Genomic DNA, 19993 nt, shown 5'->3' with positions numbered 1-19993 from the left:
GGGCCCGTTTTTTTTTCACACCGCACCAAAGGAATGACCCGATGCAGACCCGCACCCGTCGTACCTCGCTGTCGCTGCTTTCGTTCGCACTGGCACTCTCCCTGGCGCCGCTGGCCCAGGCCACCGACGCCCAGGCCCCGGACGGTCCGCGTGCCCTGCCCGGCTCGCTGCCCCTGATTCCCGCCCCCGCCCAGCTGCAACGCCTCGAAGGCGCGGGCTATACCGTTACCTCCACCACCGCGCTGCGTGCGCAGGGTGCGGCCGCGCAGCGCGTGGCCGGCCTGTTCGCCACCCAGCTGCAGCACAGCGGCGGCCCGTCGTTGAAGGTCGCCAGCGCGCGCGGCACCGATGGCATCCGCTTCGTGCTGGATGCCACCCTCAAGACCGGTGCGGAGGGTTACCAGCTGCGCAGCGATGCGCGCGGCGTGACCGTGCAGGCCGCGACCGAAGCTGGCCTGTTCTACGGCGCGGCCACCCTTTCGCAGCTGCTTACCGGCGGCAGCAACGGCGTGGTGCCGGCGCTGAAGATCGACGACGCGCCGCGCTTCAGCTGGCGCGGCCTGATGCTGGACTCGGCCCGCCACTTCCAGAGCCTGGACGAGATCAAGCGCGTGCTCGACGCGATGGCCGAACAGAAGCTCAACACCTTCCACTGGCATCTCACCGACGACCAGGGCTGGCGCATGGAGATCAAGCGCTACCCGAAGCTGACCGGCGTCGGCAGCTGCCGCATTCCGGCCGGCGATGGCGGCCGCGACCCGGTCACCGGCGCACCGCGCCCCTACTGCGGGTTCTATACCCAGGACCAGATCCGTGAAGTGATCGCCTATGCGGCCGCGCGCCACATCCAGGTGATTCCGGAAATCGACGTTCCGGGCCACGCAACCGCCGCGATTGCCGCCTACCCCGAACTCGGCACCATCGACACGCCGCTGCAGCCGCTGAGCGAATGGGGCGTGTTCCCGAACCTGTTCAACACCGAGGAAAGCACCTTCGAGTTCCTGGAAAACGTGCTCGAAGAGGTCATCGAACTGTTCCCGGCCAAGTACGTGCATGTCGGCGGCGACGAGGCAGTGAAGGATCAGTGGGAAGCCAACGCGCGCGTGCAGGAACGCATGCGCGAGGTCGGCGCGGGCACCGAGAATGAAATGCAGGCGCACCTGATCAAGCGCCTGGAGAAGTTCCTGGAGCAGCACGACCGCCGCCTGATCGGCTGGGACGAAATCCTTGAAGGCGGCCTGCCGCCGGAGGCCACGGTGATGTCCTGGCGCGGCACCGAAGGCGGCCTGAAGGCCGCCAGCGAAGGCCACGACGTGGTGATGTCGCCGGTGACCGACATGTACATGGACTACCTGCAGACCAACTCGGAGAACGAGCCGCCCGGCCGCCCGCTGACCACTCCGCTGGGCCGCGTGTACGGCTTCGAACCGGTGCCCGACGCGCTGGCCAGGGACAAGGAACAGCACATCCTGGGCCTGCAGGCCAACATGTTCACCGAGCACACCCGCAGCGTCGCGCGGCTGCACCACAACGTGTTCCCGCGCCTTGCCGCGGTGGCCGAAACCGGCTGGACGCCGCGCGACCGCCGCGACTTCGCCGACTTCCTGGCCCGGCTGCCGTCGCAGCTGCAGCGCTGGCAGGCGATGGGGATCGCGTACGCGCAGACGCCGTTCGAAGTGGAAGCCGACGTCAGCGATGACCGCAAGGCCGGCACCGCCACGCTGGCGCTGCGCAATCCGCTCAACTACGAGATCCGCTACAGCGTGGACGGCAGTGCAGTGACCGCGCAGTCGCCGCGCTACACCGCGCCGCTGACCCAGCCGCTGCCGGTGGGCGTGCAGGCCGCGACCTTCTTCAACGGCGAGGCATTGGCCAAGGCGGCCAGCCGCTTCGACATCACCGCGCAGTCGTTGCTGACCCGCAACGACGAGCACCTGGCGATGTGCCCGGGCGAAGGCAAGCTGCTGCTGCGGCTGGAAGACGACGGCCCGCTGGAAGGCGAGCGTGCGATCTTCAACGTCAACATCTTCAACCCGTGCTGGCTGTGGGAGAAGGCAGACGTGGACGGCATCGCCAGCGTGCGCGTGCGCGCCGGGCAGATTCCGTACTACTTCCAGCTGGCGCACGACGAGCCGCAGCGTCGCTTCGTGAAGGCACGCAGCGCGCATGGCGAGATGGACATCCTCAACGCGCAGTGCGACGGCAAGCCGCTGGCCAGCGTGCCGCTGCCGGCCAAGCCGGGTGCGGATGGCTTCATCACGCTGGAAGCGAAGTTGCCGCGTTCGCTGAAGGGCCGTCAGGACCTGTGCGTGCGTTTCACCGGCGATACGCGCCCGACGATGTGGGTGCTGGACGAGTTGACCCTGGTCCCGCGCTGATCCGTAGTGCCGGCCGCTGGCCGGCGCCTCGGGGTAGCAGGTTTCACCTGGAGCCGGCCGGCGGCCGGCACTACCCCTTCAGGCGGATCAACAGATCCCGCAGCGGGGTGAAAACCACCGCCATGCCAGCGATCACGCCGGTCGTGTTGGCCAGCGCATCCATCGGGTCGGCCATGCGGTTGGTGGTCAGCGCGCCCTGCAGGAATTCAATGCCGACGCCCAGCAGCACCAACCCGGCGCCGGCGCACAGCAGCGCCGTGCGCGTGCGGTAGATCTGTACCGCCGCCGAGGCCAACAGGAAATACGCGAGGAAATGCTCGACCTTGTCGCTGTTGGGCGGCAACGCCAGCGGCGGCGGCGGGATCAGGCAGACCACGATCGTGCTCACGATCGCCAGCCACCACAGCCCCAGCCACAGGCGCGGAAAGCGCAGCGGCTTCAACATCCCGGTGGGCAGCATCTCAGAGGCGCCAGGTCAGGTCGCCGAGCGCGAACGCCGGTTCGAAATCCACGTCGCGCTGGAACCCCATCACCTGGAAACGCTCGCCCATTTCGCTGGGCAGGGTGAGCTTCTTGACCTGGTCGCGCAGGCGCAGCTTGCCCACCTCGTCGGCACGGCCTTCGGCCAGCGACAACAGCGCGTCCAAGCCGTTGCCGAGCAGGAAGCTGGACTGCGTGCAGTACCCGGCCAGCTCGAAGCCGGCATGGGTCCCGGCTTCGGCCAGCGCGGTGAAGTCCACCGAGGCGGTCAGGTCCTGCAGGCCCGGCCACAGGAACACGTCGTTGTGCACGTGGTGGCGGTAGAACGCGCGCACGGTGCCGTCATCGCGGTCGTCGTTGTAGAACTCGTTGCGCGGGTAGCCGTAGTCGACGAACAGCATCGCGCCGCGCTTGAGCCCGCCGGCCACCGCCTGGATCCAGTACGGCAGGTGCGGCAGCAGCTCGGAGCGGTAGCCGTCGGCAAAGGGCTTTTCGCGGTAGCGTTCCAGATGGCGCACGGCCGAGGTAAGCATCGCGTCGGCCGGCTGCGCGCCGCGCATGAACGCGCCGTCGGCATCCAGCTCCACGGTTTCCTCGTACACCATGCCGTCGCGCGCGAGGAAGCGCGGCGTGGGCAGGGCGTCGATCACTTCGTTGGCGAACACCACGCCGTCCCAGTCGTCGTCGAACGGGGCGTCCAGCCATTCCACCAGGGCAAACAGGGGCGGTACCAGCGCCCGTTCCAGGCGCTCGCGCTGGCGTTCGCGCAGGTCCGCACTCGGTTCCAGGATCGCGTAACGCTCGGGCAGGGCGTCCAGTTCCAGCATGCGCTTGAGCAGGATCTCGGCGAATGCGCCGCTGCCGCCGCCCAGCTCCAGGAATCGCGCTTCCGGCCCGAGCTGCTGCATGACCGGGGCGATCGCGTTGGCCAAGGTCGCGGTGAACAGCGGGCCCATTTCCGGCGCGGTGGTGAAGTCGCCGGCCTCGCCGAACTTGCTGGACCCGGCGCTGTAATAGCCGTAGCCGGGCGCATACAGGCTCAGCTCCATGAACCGGGCAAACGGCATCGCACCGCCGTTGGCGAGGATCTCCGCGCGCAGGGCGGCGGCCAGTTCGTCGCTGTGGGCCAGGGCGTCGGTGTCGGGCGTGGGCAGGGAAGAATGCATGGTGCAGGCGATTGCGGTGACAATGCACAGCATAGCCGAGCCGCAAGGAGCCCCGATGACCGCCACCACACCCGTCGTGCTGATCACCGGCAGCGCGCGCCGGATCGGCGCCGCGATTGCCCGCCAGTTCCACTCCTGTGGCTGGTCGGTGGTGCTGCACGCCAACACCTCCACCGCCGAGCTGCAGCAGATGGCCTTCGACCTGGACATGCTGCGCCCGGGCAGCGTGCTGGCCCTGCAGGCCGACCTGCGCGACGCCGAGGCCCTGCCCGACATGGTCGAACAGACCGTGGCCCAGTTCGGGCGGCTGGACGCGCTGGTCAACAATGCCTCCAACTTCTACCCCACCCTGCTCGGCCAGATCACCGCCGAGCAGTGGGACGACCTGTTCGCGGTCAACGCCCGCGCGCCGCTGCTGCTGGCCCAGGCGGCGGCCTCGCAGCTGCGCCGCCACCAGGGCTGCATCGTCAACCTGACCGACCTGCACGGCACCCAGCCGATGCGCGACCACCCGGTCTATGCGGCGGCCAAGGCGGCGCTGGAAATGGTAACCCGTTCGCTGGCGCTGGAGCTGGCGCCCAAGGTCCGGGTCAATGCGGTGGCGCCGGGCGCGATCCTGTGGCCCGAACAGGGCAAGGACGACTATGCGCAGCAGGCGCTGCTGACGCGCACGCCGCTGGGCCGTACCGGGACGGTGGAGGAAATCGCCGAGGCGGTGTATTGGCTGGTCAACGACGCCCCGTTTGTGACCGGGCACACGTTGCGGGTGGACGGGGGGCGGATGTTGTCGTGATGGGGATTACCCCAGTTCGACGACCTCGAACGCGTCGTCGTATTGCTTGTGCGCCTTCCACAACGCGGCCAGGGTCAGCCCGCTGACCGGGTCCACGAAGTCCGGCGCGATGTCTGCCAGCGGCTTGAGCACGAAGGCGTGCTTCAGCTCGGGACGCGGAATGCGCAGGTGGCCGGGGCCTTCCACGATCAGGTCGCCGTAGAACACCACGTCGATGTCCAGGGTCCGGTCGCTGAAACGCGGCCCGCTGCGGTCGCGCCCGTGCGCGTCTTCCACCGCATGCAGCCAGGTGTCCAGCGCCTCCAGCGGCATGTCGGTTTCCAGCGCCACCGCATTGTTGAGGAAGGCCGGGCCGTCGAACCCCACCGCCGCGGTGCGGTAGGCCGGGGACACCCGGATATCGCCGAAACGCTGGCGCAGCACGGCCACCGCGGCGTGAAGATGCTGTTGCGGCTGCAGGTTGCTGCCCAGGCTCAGGAGCACAGTGGTCATGGTATTCAGCGTACGTGGGGCGAATCCACACAGGACCAACAGGGTCACCGCATAGAATCGGGGTGCACATCATAGGACACCGACATGACCTATTGCGTCGGCATTGCGGTGGATGAAGGCCTGGTCTTCGCCGCCGATACCCGTACCAACGCGTCGCTGGACGACGTTCGCGTGCACCGCAAGCTGCACGAATTCGAGTTCCCGGGCCAGGCCAGCTTCGTCATCATGGCCGCCGGCAACCTCGCCACCACCCAGTTGCTGATCTCGCGGCTGCACCGCGACGTCGAGGAACAGCGGCCGGAAAACCTGCGCGCCTACCGGCACCTGTTCGAGGTCGCCGAGTACGTGGGCCGGGTGCTGGTGGACAGCCAGGTCAAATGCAGCAACCCCGAGCACGGCCATGACGGGGTCAACACCCAAGCCACGCTGATCCTGGGCGGCCAGGTCGGCGGCGAGCATCCGGGGCTGTACATGATCTATCCGCTGGGCAACGCGATTGCGGCCTCGCCGGAGACCCCGTTCCTGCAGATCGGCGAGTCCAAGTACGGCAAGCCGATCCTGGACCGCATCATCCGCCCGCAGACCCACCTGGACGACGCCGCACGCACCGCGATCGTGTCGCTGGACTCCACCATCCGCTCCAACCTGTCGGTCGGCCTGCCGGTGGACCTGGTGCTGCTGCGCGCCGGCGACCTGCGGATCAGCCACCGCATGCGGCTGGCCGGCGACAGCCCCTTGTATGCGGAGATCCACGGGAACTGGTCGCGGCGGTTGGAGCAGGCGGTGGCGTCGCTGCCAAGGTTTCCCTGGGAGGGGTGAAGCCGGCATTGCGTGGAGCCGGCCGGCGGCCGGCACTACCGACGCTTGACCCACCCGTGTAGTGCCGGCCGCTGGCCGGCTCCACGCGGTGCCTGCAATCACCCCAACGCGTCGGCGACCGAGCGGAACACCTGCTGCATTTCGAGCGGCTTGCGCAGCACGTGGACGCTCACGCCGGTGGGGTATTCCTGCAGCGGCGCCGGTTCGTCCACGTCCTCCAGCACCAGCGCCGGGCCGTGGTAACCCAGTGCGGCCATTTCATCCAGCAGGTGGCCGGCCGAGAGCAGCTTGTCGCCGGCGTCGGCAATGACCAGCGCCGGCATCGCTTCCTGCTGCATCCAGCGCAGCGCCGCGCCACCGTCGGAGGCCAGCTGCAGGTGGTAGCCCTGGCTGGACAGCGCATTGCCCAGCAGCGAGAGCCGGGTCGCCTCGGCGTCCACCACCAGGATCGACTGCCCGGCACCGGCGGCCACCGGCGGCGCCAGCGGTGCCTCCTCGACAACTTCGGCGCGGATCGGCAGCAGCAGCACGAAACAGCTGCCGACGCCGGGGGTGCTGGCGACCTGGATGCTGCCCTTGGCGCCTTCGATGATGCGCTTGCAGGAGATCAGGCCCAGGCCGGTGCCGTTGGGCTTGGTGGTGAAGAACGGATTGAACAGGCGCGCCATCACCTCCGGCCCCATGCCCACGCCCTCGTCGTTCACCGACAGGCGCAGCCGCTCCACGCCGCGTGGATCGGCATCGGCTTCGGCGCGCAGGGTCAGGCGGCCGCCATCGGGCATGGCCTGGATCGCATTGAGCGCCAGGTTCAGCAGCACCTGCTGCAGTTCGGTGTAGTTGGCGTCCACCGCCAGCGCCGGGTCAACCACCTCCAGGTGCAGGCTGACCTGCGCCGGCAGCGTACTGCGCAGCAGCAGCCCGATCGCGTCGAACAGGTGCGCGACCTGGATGCGTTCGCGAGCGTTGCGCGACCCGCGTACGAACGACAGCATCGACTCGGCCATTTCATGCCCGCGCCGGCCGCACTCGGCGATCACGTCGGCCAGGTGGTGCAGCTGCGGGTCCGGGGTTCGGGCCTTGAGTAGCTCGGGCATGATCAACAGCGGCTGCAGGATGTTGCGGAGGTCGTGGCTGAGCCCGGCGGCCAGCAGCGACAGGCTTTCCAGCCGCTGCGCACGCATCAGTTCGGCTTCCACCCGCTGCCGGTCGATGGACCCGCGCGCATCGCGCACCGCGCGTGCCACCGCCGAAGGCAACCGCGCCGGCTGGTGCTTGATGATGTAGTCGTTGGCGCCCTGGTGCAGGGCCGCCACCGCGTTCTCTTCGCCCAGGGTGCCGGAGACGAAGATGAAGGGCAGGTCCGCGTGCCAGCCGCGCACGATCTCCAGCGCCTGGTTGCCGGCGAACCCGGGCATGCCCAGTTCGGACAGCACGATGTCTGGCGCGAAGCGCAGCAGTGCCTCGCGCAGTTCGGCCGCGGTCTCCACCCGCTCGAAACTGGCCTGCAGGCCGGCGTCGAGCATCTGCCGGCTCATCAGCGCGGCGTCGTCAGGCGAATCTTCCACCAGCAGGATGCGCAGGTGTCCCAACGAAGACCCGATCGGTGGCATGGCGTACTCGGCCTCCCCGGCCGGGTTCATGTATGGCGTGAATATACTCCACACCAACGTGAATACGGGACAGGACCGGACAGTCCGGAGACATCAAAAAAGGGCGCGCCCTGCGGCGCGCCCCTCCTCTGAATGCGTTGCGGTGTCGATCAGCGCTTGGCAGCGGCGCCGGCGACCATCAGCGCCTTCGAGTCGACGCTCTTGACGCCCTTGATGTTCTTGGCGGTCATCACGGCCTTGTCGTGCTCGGCCTTGGTGGCGACGGTGCCGGACAGCGATACGACGCCGTTGACCGTTTCCACCTTGACGTCGGTGCCGGACACATTGCTGCTGGCCAGCAGGTCGCTCTTGACCTTGGTGGTGATCCAGGTATCGGTCACCGGCTCGGCCGAGTCATGCGTGTCGGCATGGGTCATGGCGCTGTGGTCGGTGGTCTTCGGCGGATCCTTGGCCATCGCTGCGGAGGTGCCCAGCAGCATGCCGAAGGCGAGCGAAGCAGCAAGCAGATTACGCGTAGTGTTGGTCATGTGCGGTGTCTCCCTGGTGTGTGCCGCCAGTGTCGGCGGCGATGCGTACACGAGACGTCGCCGCCACATCAAATCGCCGTGAACCAGTCAGCTTGATCCCCAACGGTTCACGTTTCCGCACTGCATCAATTGCAATTATTCTTACTCCCCGCATACAGCAAAGGCGATTTCATGAGCGCGATCCTGCAGGTGGGACTGATCGGTTACGGCCTGGCCGGCAGCGTGTTCCATGCACCGCTGATCCAGCACACTCCCGGGCTGGCCTTGCACGCCATCGTCAGTTCGCAGCGCGACCGCCTGCTGCGCACGTTCACCGACGTGCATGTGCACGCGCAGGTGGACGACCTGCTGGCCGACCCGGCCATCGACGCAGTGGTGATCGCCACGCCGAACGAGCAGCATGCGCCGCTGGCATTGGCGGCGCTGCAGGCCGGCAAGCATGTGCTGGTGGATAAACCCTTTGCGTTGAGCACGGCCGAAGCGCGCAGCGTAGTCGACGCCGCACGCAGCGCCGAGCGCATAGTCAGCGTGTTCCAGAACCGGCGTTTCGATGCCGACTACCTCAGCCTGCGTGGCGTGCTGGAGTCCGGCGCATTGGGACGGATCGCCGAATGCCATTCGCACTTCGACCGCTTCCGCCCGCAGGTGCGCGACCGCTGGCGCGAGAGCGACGCACCGGGCAGTGGCTTGTGGATGGATCTCGGCCCGCACCTGCTCGACCAGATGCTGCAGCTGTTTGGCTGGCCCGAAGCGATCAGTGCCGACATCGACGCGCAACGCGACGGCGCACGCAGCGATGACTATTTCCATGCGGTGCTGCACTACCCCGGCCTGCGCGCGATCGTGCATGCGGGCTCGCTGGTGGCGGCCTCCGCAACGCGCTTCGCGGTGCATGGCAGCCACGGCAGTTACCTGAAGGACGGCCTCGACGTGCAGGAAGACCAGTTGCGCCAGGGCATCGCGCCAGGCGCACCGGGCTGGGGGCTGGACCCGGTGCATGGGCAGCAGGTGCAGGTGGATGAGGACGGCAAAGTGCAACGCAGGAGCGTGGACAACGCACTCGGCGACTACCGGCGCTTCTATGCCGCATTCCGCGACGCGATGCTCGGCGAAGGCGAACCGCCGGTGACTGCCGAGCAGGCCCTCCAACTGATGCGCCTGTTGGAAGCCGGCCGCGAAAGCGCCGACACCGGTCGGCGCGTGGACCTGCGCTGATCGGACCGCGTTACTCCTTCATCATCGCGTGGCCGCCGAACTGGTTGCGCAAGGCGGAGAGCATGCGGTCGCTGAAGGAATTCTTTTCGCGCGAGCGCAGGCGTTCCAGCAGCGACAGGGTAATCACCGGCGCCGACACATCCAGGTCGATCGCTTCGGCCACGGTCCAGCGGCCTTCGCCGGAATCGGGCACGAACGGGGCGATGCCGTCCAGCTGGGGGTTGCGCTGCAACGCGTCGGCACTCAGGTCGAGCAGCCACGAGCGCACCACGCTGCCGTGCTGCCACGCCTTCGCAACCTCGCCCAGGTCCAGGTTGAACTCGGTCTTGCGCTGCATCAGCGCGAATCCTTCGGCATAGGCCTGCATCATTCCGTATTCGATGCCGTTGTGGACCATCTTGCAGAAGTGCCCTGCCCCGCTCGGCCCCACGTGCGCCCAGCCGCTGTCCTCGGCCGGTGCCAGGGTGCGGAAGATCGCACCAATGCGCTGCACTGCTTCGGTGTCGCCGCCGATCATCAGGCTGTAGCCTTCCTGCAGCCCCCACACGCCGCCGCTGGTGCCACAGTCGATGTAGGTCACGTCTTCTTCCAGCAGCTGCGCGGCGCGGCGCATCGAATCCTTGTAGTACGAATTGCCGCCGTCGATCACCACATCACCTTCGGACAGGTGCGGCGACAGCGAGGCCAGGGTCTGGTCGACCACCTCACCGGCCGGCACCATCAGCCACACCACGCGCGGTACCGACATCGTCGCCAGCGCGTCGGCGACGGTCGCACTCACCTCGAAGCCGCGCTCGGCGGCGCTGGCACGTGCGGCCTCGCCCGGATCGACGCCGATCACGCGGTGGCCGCCGCGATGCAGCCGCTCGGCCATGTTGGCGCCCATGCGCCCCAGTCCAATCATTGCAATTTCCATGACTCACCTCTGCTCGGGTTGCGAATCTCTCGATGCTGCCGCGCACTGCTGGAGTTGGGTGTCCACCCAGCGGCGGTACAGCGTGGTATGCAGGTTGTGCAGGCCCAGCTCGAACGCGAACGGCGTGCGCGGATTGCGGTCGAGCAGGCGTGCCACGTGATAGCCCACCGGACGTATACCGCGCGGATGCACATAAATCACGAACCCCTGGTAGAACGGATCGTCCAGCAGGGCGTCCAGTTCAGCCAGCACCACCTGCTGCCGCGCCGGCAGCGACGCACGCAGGTCCGGGTCGCGCTCGAACAGCAGCCGCTCGAAGCGACGCGGTCCCGGCCCGGGAATCTGGCTGGCCAGCGCCCAGATGCGGCGATTGATGCGGTCGTAGTGGGCGAAGCCGCCGTGCGTGCGCAGCGCCTCGCCCGCCGCCGCGCTCACCTCCACCACCACGAAGTTCTCTGCCTGGTTGTTGATGTCATCCAGGAACTGGCGGTCGAACACGTGCTCGATGAAACCCGGCGTCCCGACGAACGCCTGGCGACCCCTGCGCGAGGTACGCACGGCCTTGCCGTCGGCGAAGAATTCCCCGGCGTGCTTGCCGAGGAGGATGCTGTCGGTGTCGTGCAGGGTCAGGAAGGTGCCGATGGAGAGCTCGGCCGGGCTGAACGCCGCATCGAAACCGGCGTCGCCGTACAGCTCGCGCTGGGTGGCCAGCTGTGCGACCTGGCGGCCCACCCCGCACTCGCTGCGCACGCGGCCGTCGTAGAACGCCTGCAGGGCCGTGCTGTTGCGGCCGGCCGGCTGGTAGCCGCGGCCGAGGCTGCGGAAACCTTCCCAGCCCTGCGCGGCGGCGCCGCCAGGGCCGAAGCCGATCCAGCCCAGCTGCAGTCCGGAAAAGCGATAGCCCGGATTGTCCTGCAGCCGGGTGGCGGCGCGCCGGGTCGCGTTGCCGAGTTCGAAGGTGTACGCACAGACCGTCGCCGGATCGTCCAGCAGGGTGCGCAGGAAGGGCGCCCGCTGAGCGGCTGACCAGGTACGCGGCATCTCCACGCGCAGGTCTCCGGCCGCCTGCGCATCGCGCAGCGTGCCGCGGCCGCAGACCGGGCCACCATGCACGCGCGGCGCATCGATATCGGCCTGGGCCAGCTGCCAGCCCAGGCGTTCCAGCAGAGACTGCACGCAGTCGGTCGGCGCGGCGATCGTTGCGCCAGGCAGCGACAACGCCACGGCAAGCGCCAGCACCGGAAGTCGCGGACGCGCCATCCCGGCCCCGGTCAGTTCAGCGGCGTGGGCGTGTCAGCGGGCGGCGTTGGAACGTCAGCAGCTTCGGCAGCGTGATCCACTGCAGGCACCGCCTCGGCCGGAGCAGGTTCCGGCAACGTCGCGGCTGGCATGGCTGCGGGCGCAGCCGCAGGGGGCAGCGGCGCCGCCGGGCGTGGTTCCGGAACGGGCGTCGGCGGGACCGGTGCCGGCGGTACCGGCTCAGGAGTACCGGCCTTCGCCGCCGGCAGGTACTGCTGCAGGCGGGCGAAGAAGCGGCGGTAGAAGTCGGCGTCCTGCACCGTGCTGCTGGCCACCTTCACCAGCGAGTCGTCATTGCTGCCGAACGGCAGCGACACCGAACCCAGCGCGCCGACGCCGACGCTTGCAGAAGTCGGGCTCTTCTTCAACGCATAGCGGTCCTGCACCGCGCTGATGAACACCAGCGCCTCGTCGCCGCGTGCCGCGCAGGAAATGCGCAGGACGAGCTGCTCGTGCGCGTCTTCGCGCGGCTGGAAGTTCTTGTTGCCCTCCACCGCATCGGCATCGGCGCGGGCGATCGCGTAGCCCTGGCTGAGCAGGGTGCGCCGCGCCGCCTCGCAGGCCTGCGCCGGGGTACCCGGCACGGTGCGCGAATAGGTATCGCCCGAGTCAAAGGATTCGCGCAACAGCGTGCTGTCGGCCGCCTTGCCGCCGCAGGCGGACAGGGTCAGGGCCAGCAAACCGGCCGGGAGAGCATGGGACAGCCGCATGGGCGCTCCTGCAGGAGGGTCGGCCTCGAAGCATAGGCCCAGCAGCGTATGCGCGGGGTCTAAACGCGAAAGGCCGGCGTCTCCGCCGGCCTCTCGTTTCAGGGGGATTCACCCGATTCCGGCGATCAGTCCGCCCAGCGGCCGGCCGCGGTCGACTGCGGCAGCACCTGCGCCGACAGCGGACGGTCTTCGGCCAGCAGGTTCACCGCGTCGGCCAGGATCGCCGCCGACTCACGCAGCAGCGGGTCCGGACGCTTCTCGGCGGCCTTCTCGCGCGCGGCGTCCTTCACGATGTCGCGCTCGTTGCCGGTCAGGCCATCGTCGTTGCTGTCGTCGGCCAGCGGGTCCAGGTCCAGGCCGAGTTCCTTGCGGGTGGCCTGGCGCTGCTTGCGCTGGGTTTCCTGGCGCTCACGCTCGGCACGGCGCTCGCCTTCGTTGAGCGAGATGTACTTCTTGGCGGCCTCGGTGCGGAACTGCTCCACGTCCTCGTTCCACCACTGGAATTCCTTGTCGGTGGCGATGCGCGCGGCGTGGCGGGTTTCCAGCTTGGGCAGCAGCGGACCGAAGTTGCCGTACTGGGTATGCGGCACGGCGGCGATGCGGGTCCACGGCAGCGCGTTGTCGTAGGTGCTTTCGCCGTACTCGCTGGCGTCGACGCTGGCCGGGAAGGCCAGGTCCGGCACCACGCCCTTGTGCTGGGTGCTGCTGCCACTGACGCGGAAGAACTGCGCGATGGTCAGCTTGACCTGGCCGAAGCGCTGCGCTTCACCGCTCGGCCAGCGGTCCAGGTCGACGATGTTCTGCACGGTGCCCTTGCCGAAGGTGGTTTCACCAATGACCAGGCCGCGGCCGTAGTCCTGGATCGCACCGGCGAAGATTTCCGAGGCCGACGCCGAGCCGCGGTTGATCAGCACCGCCAGCGGGCCGTCCCACGCCACCGCCTCGCTGCGGTCGTTGTTGACCGTGACCCGGCCACCGGACTCGCGCACCTGCACCACCGGGCCCTGTTCGATGAACAGGCCGGTGAGCTCGATGGCTTCGTCCAGCGAACCGCCGCCGTTGTTGCGCAGGTCCAGCACCACGCCGTCCAGCTTGTCGTTCTTGAAGCCGGCCAGCAGCTTGGCCACGTCGCGGGTGGCCGACGCGTAGTCGGTCGCGTTGCGGCGGCGGCCTTCGAAGTCCTGGTAGAAGGTCGGCAGCTTGATCACGCCCACGCGGCGCTCGGGCTCACCGTCCTTGGCCGGAATGGTCAGGGTTTCGCCCTTGGCGGCCTGCTCGGCCAGGCGCACCTTCTGCCGGGTCAGCACCAGCATGTGCGGCTTGCCATCCACGCCTTCCTCGGCCGGAATGAATTCCAGCCGCACCTGGGTGTCCTTCTTGCCGCGGATCTTGGCCACCACGTCGTCGATGCGCCAGCCGATCACGTCCTCGACCGGACCCGACTTGCCCTGGCCGACGCCGACGATGCGGTCGCCCGGCTTCAGCGTGCCGTTCACCGCAGCCGGACCACCGGCGATGATCTCGCGGATCACCACCATGTCATCCTGGCGCTGCAGCTGCGCACCGATGCCTTCCAGCGACAGCGACATCGCCTGGTTGAAATTCTCCGCCGTGCGCGGGGTGAAGTAATCGGTATGCGGATCGACCGCGCTGGTATAGGCGTTGAGGAAGAACTGGAACACGTCCTCGCCCTTCAGCTCGTTGACCGACTTCTCCAGCTGCGCATAGCGCTTGTCGAGCGTCTTGCGGATATCGGCCGGCTGCTTGCCGGCCAGCTTCAGCCGCAGCCAGTCGTTCTTCACCGACTTGCGCCACAGGTCATCCAGCTCGGCGCTGCTCGCCGCCCACGGCACGTCCTTGCGGTCGTACTCGAAGCGCTCGTCGCTGCTGAAGTCGAAATCCTGCTTGAGCAGCTTGCGCGCATAGCCGACCCGCTCACCCACGCGCTGCTTGTACACCGCGAACACCTGGAACGCCGGCTCCAGCTCACCGCCGCGGATCGCTGAGGAAATGTTGGCCTCGAACGGCGCGAACTTGGTGATGTCGGCCTGGGTGAAGAACTGCTTGCTGCCGTCCAACGACTCCAGGTAGCGCTTGAACACGTCCTTGGACGTCGCCGCGTCCAGCGCGCGCGGCCGATACGCATACCGGCTGTCCGAAAGCAGCCCGTAGACCAGCTTGGAGGTCGTGACCTGGTCGGCGGTCGCCGCCGACGGCAGCGCCGGCGAATCGGCATAGGCAGACAGTGCCAGGGGGGCGCTCAGCGCCAGGGCCATCAGGAATGCGGGGGCTTTGAATTTCATCGACTTGCTCATGGCACCTTGCCAGGGGAGAGACTGCGTGCGGATCTGACCACACGACAGTGCCGAAAGTTGCGGGGTTTGTCATCCACGGCGCCGGAACGCGCATTTCCAGCCTAAACCGGGCGCTGTATGAAGTCGTGAATCCAGTGGATATCCATTGAAACCGGGGGTTTCCAGCGAAACCCCACCGGTGCCTGAACCCGTTGCGGGTCGGCGGGCATTCAGCCCCGTGCACGCTGCGCGGCCGGCCAACGGCCGGCACGGGGGGTCAGGCGACCCCTGCGCCCTTGGCCTGTACGTCGGCGTGGTACGAGGAGCGCACCATCGGGCCGGAGGCGACGTGGCTGAAGCCCAGCGCGTAGCCGTAGTCTTCCAGCGCCTTGTACTCGTCCGGGGTCCAGTAACGCAGCACCGGGTGGTGGTGCGCGGTCGGCTGCAGGTACTGGCCGATCGTGATCATGTCCACGTCGTGCGCGCGCAGGTCGCGCATGGTCGCCCGCACCTGGTCCATGTCCTCGCCCAGGCCGAGCATGATCCCCGACTTGGTCGCGATCGACGGGTGCTGCGCCTTGAAGTTCTTCAGCAGGGTCAGCGACCACTGGTAGTCCGCGCCCGGCCGCACGTTGCGGTACAGGTCCGGCACGGTTTCGATGTTGTGGTTGAACACGTCCGGCGGGTTGGTCGCCAGGATGTCCAGCGCCCGCTCCATGCGGCCCTTGCCACGGAAGTCCGGGGTCAGCACCTCGATCCGGGTGTTGGGGGACTTCGCGCGGATGGCACCGATGCAGTCGGCGAAATGCTGCGCACCGCCGTCGCGCAGATCATCGCGATCCACGCTGGTCACCACCACGTACTTCAGGCCCATGTCCGCCACGGTCTGGGCCAGGCTGGCCGGCTCGCCCGCGTCCGGCGGCTTCGGCCGGCCATGCGCCACGTCGCAGAACGAACAGCGCCGGGTGCAGACCTCGCCCAGAATCATGAACGTGGCCGTGCCGTGGCTGAAGCACTCGTGGATGTTCGGGCAGCTGGCCTCTTCGCAGACCGTCACCAGGCGGTTCTCGCGCAGCTTGGCCTTCAGCGTCTGCACCGCATTGCCCGACGGGATCCGGACCCGGATCCACGACGGTTTGCGCAGCACCGGCGCGTCGGCGAACTGCACCGGCGAGCGGCCGATCTTGTCACCGCCCAGCTGTTTGACCCCCGCCTGCAACGGCGCGGCGGACGGCGTGTCGCCCTGCACGACCTGCAGGGGAATGATGCGAGCGGTGGTTTCAGTCATGGTCAGTCAGATCGGGCAGGTCCGCGGCAGGCTGGAGGTCCAGGCCGAACTGGCGGGCCAGGTGGCCCAGCAGTACCGGCGTGACGGCCGCCATGCCGGACGGTCCCCCCAAGTCTACCACCGAGGTGACCTGCAGCCCTTGATAGCCGCAGGGATTGATGCGGTGGAACGGTTCCAGGTCCATCGCCACGTTGAAGGCCAGGCCGTGGAAGGTGCAGCCCCGGCGGACCCGGATGCCCAAAGCGGCCACCTTGGCCCCGCCCACGTACACCCCGGGCGCGCCGTCCAGCCGTTCAGCCCCGATATTCCATTCGTCCAGCGTATCGATGATCGCCTGCTCGATCCGGCACACGTAATCGCGCACCCCGATCCCGAGCCGGCGCAGCTGCAGCAGCGGGTAGACCACGATCTGGCCCGGCCCGTGGTAGGTCACCTGGCCGCCGCGGTCCACGTGCAGCACCGGAATGTCGCCCGGCGCCAGCACGTGCTCGTCCTTGCCGGCCTGGCCCAGGGTGAACACCGGGTCGTGCTCGACCACCCACAGCTCGTCGGGGGTGTCGTCGGTGCGCGCGTCGGTGAAACGCTGCATCGCATGCCAGACCGGCGCGTAGGGCTGGCGGCCCAGGTCGCGCACGATGGCCGGCCGGGCTACGCGCTGCCCGGGGGCCGCGGCGTCCAGCGCACACGCGCTTACAGGGTCCACTTCACTTCCGGGTGGCTGCGCAGCGCCTCATGGGCGGCGTCGAGCTGCTCACGGGTTTCGGCCTTGAAGACCAGCTTCACCGAGACATACTTGCCGTTCGACGAGGTCTTCCAGTTGATGCGCTCCTTGAGCACCTCAATGCCGGCAGCCTGCAGCAGCAGCGGAAGTTCATGCTCCAGACCGATGTTCGCCGCGCCCATCGCGCTGAGCTCGAACTGACCGGGGAACTGGAAGCCGTGTTCGGGGTTGTCAGACTTGATTTCCATGGCGGGATTATGGGGATGGAAACGACGGAACCCAAGCCCTGCGGGAACGTGCGCACAGTGGCACCCAACGTTGCGTGAAGATCGGCGTTCATCAACAAAACGATCCAGTGCATGCGCGGCGTTGAGATGGCCTCACACCCTCACTACGCTGCACCCGCTTAAAAGTGGATAAACCATCAGCGGGACTCCCATGCAGTTCAAGCCCTTTGCGTTGCCGGCCGCACTCGCCGGTGCCCTTGCCTTTGCCGTGCCCACCGTACAGGCGGCCGAGCAGTGCGGTCCCGATGCGATGAGCGAGCATCCCCCGCAGATCAACTTCCGCGTAGACAACGACCTGTTCGGCGGCGCCGACCAGGACCAGGGCTACACCAACGGTGCCCAGATCACCCTGGTCTCGCCCAACCTGGTCGACTACACCGACGATCCCTGCCTGCCGCGCCTTGCCCGCTGGGTCAACCGCCATCTCGAACGCCTGGCCCCCGGCGAATTCGAGCAGCAGAACATGATCTTCAGCTTCGCCCAGCAGATCTACACGCCCAAGGACTTCACCCGCCGCGACGTGATCGAGGACGACCGTCCCTACGCCGGCGTGCTGGTTGGCAGCTTCGGCTACAACGCCCGCCGCGGCGACCGCCTGCAGACCACCCAGCTCACCCTTGGCGTGGTCGGGCCGTGGGCGCTGGGCAAGGAAGTGCAGGATGCCGTGCACGACGCGCTCGGCGATGAGAAGTTCCAGGGCTGGGACAACCAGCTGCACAACGAGCCGGTGGTGATGCTGACCCACGAGCGCATGCGCCGCTGGCCGGCCGACGCCACCGACAACCTCAGCGGCTGGGGCTGGGATGCGATCAGCCACTACGGCGGTGCGGTCGGCAACCTGGCCACCCACCTCAACGCCGGTGGCGAAGTACGTTTCGGCTGGAAGCTGCCCGACGATTTCGGCAGCACCCCGCTGCGCCCGGCCGGCGAAAACACCGCGCCCACCCGCGGCGGCAAGCCCAGCGGCTGGTCGTTCCATGTGTTCGCCACCACCGACGCAGCCTGGGTGATCCGTGACATCACCCTGGACGGCAACACCTTCCGCAACAGCCACAGCGTGGACAAGCGCAACGTGGTCGGGCAGGCCGGCTACGGCCTGGCGGTGATGTACAACCGCTGGAAGTTCGCCCTCGCCCGCTACCACAGCACCCGCGAGTTCGACCTGCAGGACCAGTCGCCGATCTATGGGTCGTTCACCATCAGCCGGTCGTTGTAAACGACCGGCGTGACGAAAAAAAAGACCGGCTTTCGCCGGTCTTTTTTTTATTCCGATTCCCACCACATCCAGAAGCTGTCCCACAGGCGCTTGAAGAAGCCGGCCTCTTCCACCGCGGCCACGGCCACCAGCGGGGCCTGGGCCACCACCTTGCCATCCAGGGTCACTTTCAGCGTGCCAACTTCCTGGCCCGCAGTGAACGGCGCTTCCAGGGTCTTGGGCACGTCGATGCTCGGCTTCAGGTCGTTGTAGCGACCGCGCGGCACGCTCACCAGCAGCGGCTGGGCCACGCCCAGCTGCAGCTTGTCGGCCGTGCCCTTCCACACCTTGTGCTCGGCCACGGCCTTGCCCGGCTCATACATGCGGTGCGTTTCGAAGAAACGGAAGCCCCAGTTGAGCAGCGCCAGGCTGTCATCGGCGCGCTGCTTTTCAGAGCTGCCGCCCAGCACCACCGCGATCAGGCGCTGGTCGCCGCGCTGCGCCGAACTCATCAGGCAGTAACCGGCTTCCGAGGTGTGACCGGTCTTGATGCCGTCCACGCTCTGGTCGCGCCACAGCAGCAGGTTGCGGTTGGGCTGGGTGATGCTGCCCACGGTGAATTCCTTCACCTTGTTGTAGGCGTAGGTTTCCGGGTAATCGCGCACGAACGCGCGGCCCAGCAGCGCCAGATCGTAGGCGGTGGTGTGGTGGCCTTCGGCGCTCAGGCCGTGCGCGTTGACGAAGTGCGAGTCCTTCATGCCGATCTTGGCGGCGTAGCTGTTCATCAGCGAAGCGAATGCCTCTTCGCTGCCGGCCACGTGTTCGGCCAGGGCGATCGCCGCGTCGTTGCCCGACTGGATCGCCATGCCCTTTTCCATGTCTTCCAGGCGCGCGGTCTGGTTGACCGGGAAGCCGCTGTAGCTGCCGTCGGTGCCTGCGCCGCCTTCGCGCCAGGCGCGCTCGCTCATCATCACCTGGTCGTCGGTGCGGACCTTGCCGTTCTTCACTTCGGCGGCGACCACGTACGAGGTCATCACCTTGGTGATGCTGGCCGGTGCCAGCTGTTCATTGATGTTTTCGCCCGCCAGCACCTGGCCGGTGGCGTAGTCCATCAGGATCCAGGCCTTGGCCACGCTGGGCTTGGGCGCCGGCGGGGTAGCCACGGTGGCCGGGGCGGCGGCGGCAGGAGCAGGTGCCGGGGCCGGCGTGGGCAGGGGGGTCTGGGCGGAGACCATGCCCACGAACAGGGTCGTGGCCATGGCAGCAGCGGCAAAGCGGAATTTCATCGGACAGCAAGCTCCAGGAAGGCGCCAAGGGGATTACAGGGGACGGCCATTGTAGGGCCATGGGGTGGCCGCACGCGCAGGCGCGCACGGCGCGGCCGCATTCACTCTTTTACGATCTGGGGCGACCCGAATCCCAGACCGGCAATGCGGCCGGCAAGTTCCGAGGCGCTGGCCGTGTCGGCGGCGGGGACGCGCAGGCGCCACAGGGTGCGGCCCCCGCTGACGATGTCGCTGATGCTGGCGCCGACGATGCCGGCCGAGGACAGCTGGCCCAGCGCGCGGGTGGCGTTTTCACGGCTGGCGAAGCTGGCCACCTGCAACAGCACGTAGCCGACCTGCTCCTGCAGCGACGCACCCGCCGTCGGCGCAGGCGCCGGGCGTACGACCGTGGGCGCCGGGCGCGCCGCCGCCACGACGGGTGCGGCCGGCGGCAGGGTGCTCACGGTGACCGGGCCGGTCTCCAGCGAGGCGGCCTGGGTGGCCGCAGGCTGGGCGCTGCCGGCGGTGCGCGGCGACG

19 protein-coding genes are annotated in these 19993 nt (G+C 68.0%); 5 read left to right on the top strand and 14 right to left on the bottom strand.

Annotated elements, in window-relative coordinates; genetic code table 11:
* Positions 1-41: 41 nt before the first annotated feature.
* Positions 42-2378 carry a family 20 glycosylhydrolase gene (locus C2U58_RS06170; protein WP_102945045.1) on the top strand — a complete coding sequence of 779 codons (2337 nt, stop codon included), beginning with the start codon at positions 42-44 and terminating at the stop codon, positions 2376-2378.
* A 70-nt stretch (positions 2379-2448) separates the two neighbouring features.
* Here the strand turns inward: C2U58_RS06170 and C2U58_RS06165 are convergent, their stop codons facing one another.
* A complete protein-coding gene (locus C2U58_RS06165) occupies positions 2449-2838 on the bottom strand; it encodes a VanZ family protein (protein ID WP_102945044.1) in 390 nt (129 codons plus the stop codon).
* Between the two features lies 1 nt (position 2839).
* On the bottom strand, positions 2840-4024 hold the full coding sequence (locus C2U58_RS06160) for an SAM-dependent methyltransferase (RefSeq protein ID WP_102945432.1): 1185 nt from the start codon (positions 4022-4024) through the stop codon (positions 2840-2842).
* 55 nt (positions 4025-4079) lie between these two features.
* Between C2U58_RS06160 and C2U58_RS06155 the strand changes: the two genes are divergently transcribed.
* Positions 4080-4817, top strand: a complete 738-nt coding sequence (locus C2U58_RS06155; protein ID WP_102945043.1) for a pteridine reductase — start codon at positions 4080-4082, stop codon at positions 4815-4817.
* 6 nt (positions 4818-4823) lie between these two features.
* Here C2U58_RS06155 and folK read toward each other — a convergent pair whose 3' ends face one another.
* Positions 4824-5309, bottom strand: coding sequence for a 2-amino-4-hydroxy-6-hydroxymethyldihydropteridine diphosphokinase (gene folK, locus C2U58_RS06150; RefSeq protein WP_102945042.1), 486 nt, complete (start codon positions 5307-5309; stop codon positions 4824-4826).
* A gap of 84 nt (positions 5310-5393) precedes the next feature.
* Here folK and C2U58_RS06145 point away from each other — a divergent pair, with 84 nt between their 5' ends.
* Entirely contained in the window at positions 5394-6128 is a 735-nt protein-coding gene (locus C2U58_RS06145) for a 20S proteasome subunit A/B (RefSeq protein ID WP_102945041.1), read from the top strand.
* A 98-nt stretch (positions 6129-6226) separates the two neighbouring features.
* On the opposite strand, the gene C2U58_RS06140 is transcribed toward C2U58_RS06145, so the two are convergent.
* Together C2U58_RS06140 and C2U58_RS06135 are read right to left on the bottom strand one after the other, a co-directional pair.
* Positions 6227-7738, bottom strand: a complete 1512-nt coding sequence (locus C2U58_RS06140; protein ID WP_102945431.1) for an ATP-binding protein — start codon at positions 7736-7738, stop codon at positions 6227-6229.
* Between the two features lie 149 nt (positions 7739-7887).
* Entirely contained in the window at positions 7888-8265 is a 378-nt protein-coding gene (locus C2U58_RS06135) for a BON domain-containing protein (protein ID WP_102945040.1), read from the bottom strand.
* A 171-nt stretch (positions 8266-8436) separates the two neighbouring features.
* Between C2U58_RS06135 and C2U58_RS06130 the strand changes: the two genes are divergently transcribed.
* Entirely contained in the window at positions 8437-9480 is a 1044-nt protein-coding gene (locus C2U58_RS06130; RefSeq protein WP_102945039.1) for an oxidoreductase, read from the top strand.
* A gap of 10 nt (positions 9481-9490) precedes the next feature.
* Here C2U58_RS06130 and gnd read toward each other — a convergent pair whose 3' ends face one another.
* The 7 genes from gnd to C2U58_RS06095 all read right to left on the bottom strand — a co-directional run bounded on the left by gnd (position 9491) and on the right by C2U58_RS06095 (position 16956).
* Complete coding sequence (gene gnd / locus C2U58_RS06125; protein ID WP_102945038.1) at positions 9491-10396, bottom strand: phosphogluconate dehydrogenase (NAD(+)-dependent, decarboxylating); 906 nt, start codon at positions 10394-10396, stop codon at positions 9491-9493.
* Positions 10397-10399: 3 nt separating this feature from the next.
* The gene (locus C2U58_RS06120) at positions 10400-11656 is read right to left on the bottom strand and encodes a hypothetical protein (RefSeq protein ID WP_102945037.1); all 1257 of its coding nucleotides are present in this window, start codon (positions 11654-11656) and stop codon (positions 10400-10402) included.
* A gap of 11 nt (positions 11657-11667) precedes the next feature.
* The gene (locus C2U58_RS06115) at positions 11668-12405 is read right to left on the bottom strand and encodes a DUF2242 domain-containing protein (protein WP_102945036.1); all 738 of its coding nucleotides are present in this window, start codon (positions 12403-12405) and stop codon (positions 11668-11670) included.
* A 125-nt stretch (positions 12406-12530) separates the two neighbouring features.
* The gene (locus C2U58_RS06110; protein WP_102945430.1) at positions 12531-14708 is read right to left on the bottom strand and encodes a carboxy terminal-processing peptidase; all 2178 of its coding nucleotides are present in this window, start codon (positions 14706-14708) and stop codon (positions 12531-12533) included.
* A 268-nt stretch (positions 14709-14976) separates the two neighbouring features.
* Positions 14977-15987, bottom strand: a complete 1011-nt coding sequence (gene lipA, locus C2U58_RS06105; protein WP_102945035.1) for a lipoyl synthase — start codon at positions 15985-15987, stop codon at positions 14977-14979.
* Positions 15980-16690, bottom strand: coding sequence for a lipoyl(octanoyl) transferase LipB (gene lipB / locus C2U58_RS06100; protein WP_102945034.1), 711 nt, complete (start codon positions 16688-16690; stop codon positions 15980-15982). Before lipB ends, lipA begins: the two co-directional genes overlap by 8 nt.
* Entirely contained in the window at positions 16678-16956 is a 279-nt protein-coding gene (locus C2U58_RS06095) for a DUF493 family protein (protein ID WP_102945033.1), read from the bottom strand. Before C2U58_RS06095 ends, lipB begins: the two co-directional genes overlap by 13 nt.
* Before the next feature lie 190 nt (positions 16957-17146).
* On the opposite strand from C2U58_RS06095, the gene C2U58_RS06090 reads away from it, so the two are divergent.
* Positions 17147-18211 (top strand): lipid A deacylase LpxR family protein, encoded by a 1065-nt coding sequence (locus C2U58_RS06090; protein WP_102945032.1) that lies wholly within the window; start codon positions 17147-17149, stop codon positions 18209-18211.
* A 47-nt stretch (positions 18212-18258) separates the two neighbouring features.
* On the opposite strand, the gene C2U58_RS06085 is transcribed toward C2U58_RS06090, so the two are convergent.
* A complete protein-coding gene (locus C2U58_RS06085) occupies positions 18259-19476 on the bottom strand; it encodes a D-alanyl-D-alanine carboxypeptidase family protein (protein ID WP_102945031.1) in 1218 nt (405 codons plus the stop codon).
* Positions 19477-19577: 101 nt separating this feature from the next.
* Positions 19578-19993 (bottom strand): SPOR domain-containing protein (locus C2U58_RS20245; protein WP_253256676.1); only part of this gene is annotated, 416 nt, incomplete at its 5' end.

This window comes from Stenotrophomonas sp. VV52 (assembly GCF_002893095.1).
GTDB lineage: Bacteria > Pseudomonadota > Gammaproteobacteria > Xanthomonadales > Xanthomonadaceae > Stenotrophomonas > Stenotrophomonas aracearum.
The sequence above is the reverse complement of the archived record's forward strand: the minus strand, read 5'-3'. Positions and strand labels throughout refer to the sequence as shown.

Bases quoted from the DNA above. Each gene is read 5' to 3' on its own strand.
- C2U58_RS06115 (WP_102945036.1), bottom strand. From the start codon at position 12,405: ATGCGGCTGTCCCATGCTCTCCCGGCCGGTTTGCTGGCCCTGACCCTG.
- C2U58_RS06095 (WP_102945033.1), bottom strand. From the start codon at position 16,956: ATGGAAATCAAGTCTGACAACCCCGAACACGGCTTCCAGTTCCCCGGT.
- C2U58_RS06120 (WP_102945037.1), bottom strand. From the start codon at position 11,656: ATGGCGCGTCCGCGACTTCCGGTGCTGGCGCTTGCCGTGGCGTTGTCG.
- C2U58_RS06140 (WP_102945431.1), bottom strand. From the start codon at position 7,738: ATGCCACCGATCGGGTCTTCGTTGGGACACCTGCGCATCCTGCTGGTG.
- gnd (WP_102945038.1), bottom strand. From the start codon at position 10,396: ATGGAAATTGCAATGATTGGACTGGGGCGCATGGGCGCCAACATGGCC.
- C2U58_RS06090 (WP_102945032.1), top strand. From the start codon at position 17,147: ATGCAGTTCAAGCCCTTTGCGTTGCCGGCCGCACTCGCCGGTGCCCTT.
- C2U58_RS06130 (WP_102945039.1), top strand. From the start codon at position 8,437: ATGAGCGCGATCCTGCAGGTGGGACTGATCGGTTACGGCCTGGCCGGC.
- C2U58_RS06170 (WP_102945045.1), top strand. From the start codon at position 42: ATGCAGACCCGCACCCGTCGTACCTCGCTGTCGCTGCTTTCGTTCGCA.
- C2U58_RS06110 (WP_102945430.1), bottom strand. From the start codon at position 14,708: ATGAAATTCAAAGCCCCCGCATTCCTGATGGCCCTGGCGCTGAGCGCC.
- folK (WP_102945042.1), bottom strand. From the start codon at position 5,309: ATGACCACTGTGCTCCTGAGCCTGGGCAGCAACCTGCAGCCGCAACAG.
- C2U58_RS06155 (WP_102945043.1), top strand. From the start codon at position 4,080: ATGACCGCCACCACACCCGTCGTGCTGATCACCGGCAGCGCGCGCCGG.
- C2U58_RS06135 (WP_102945040.1), bottom strand. From the start codon at position 8,265: ATGACCAACACTACGCGTAATCTGCTTGCTGCTTCGCTCGCCTTCGGC.
- C2U58_RS06160 (WP_102945432.1), bottom strand. From the start codon at position 4,024: ATGCATTCTTCCCTGCCCACGCCCGACACCGACGCCCTGGCCCACAGC.
- C2U58_RS06165 (WP_102945044.1), bottom strand. From the start codon at position 2,838: ATGCTGCCCACCGGGATGTTGAAGCCGCTGCGCTTTCCGCGCCTGTGG.
- C2U58_RS06085 (WP_102945031.1), bottom strand. From the start codon at position 19,476: ATGAAATTCCGCTTTGCCGCTGCTGCCATGGCCACGACCCTGTTCGTG.
- lipA (WP_102945035.1), bottom strand. From the start codon at position 15,987: ATGACTGAAACCACCGCTCGCATCATTCCCCTGCAGGTCGTGCAGGGC.
- C2U58_RS06145 (WP_102945041.1), top strand. From the start codon at position 5,394: ATGACCTATTGCGTCGGCATTGCGGTGGATGAAGGCCTGGTCTTCGCC.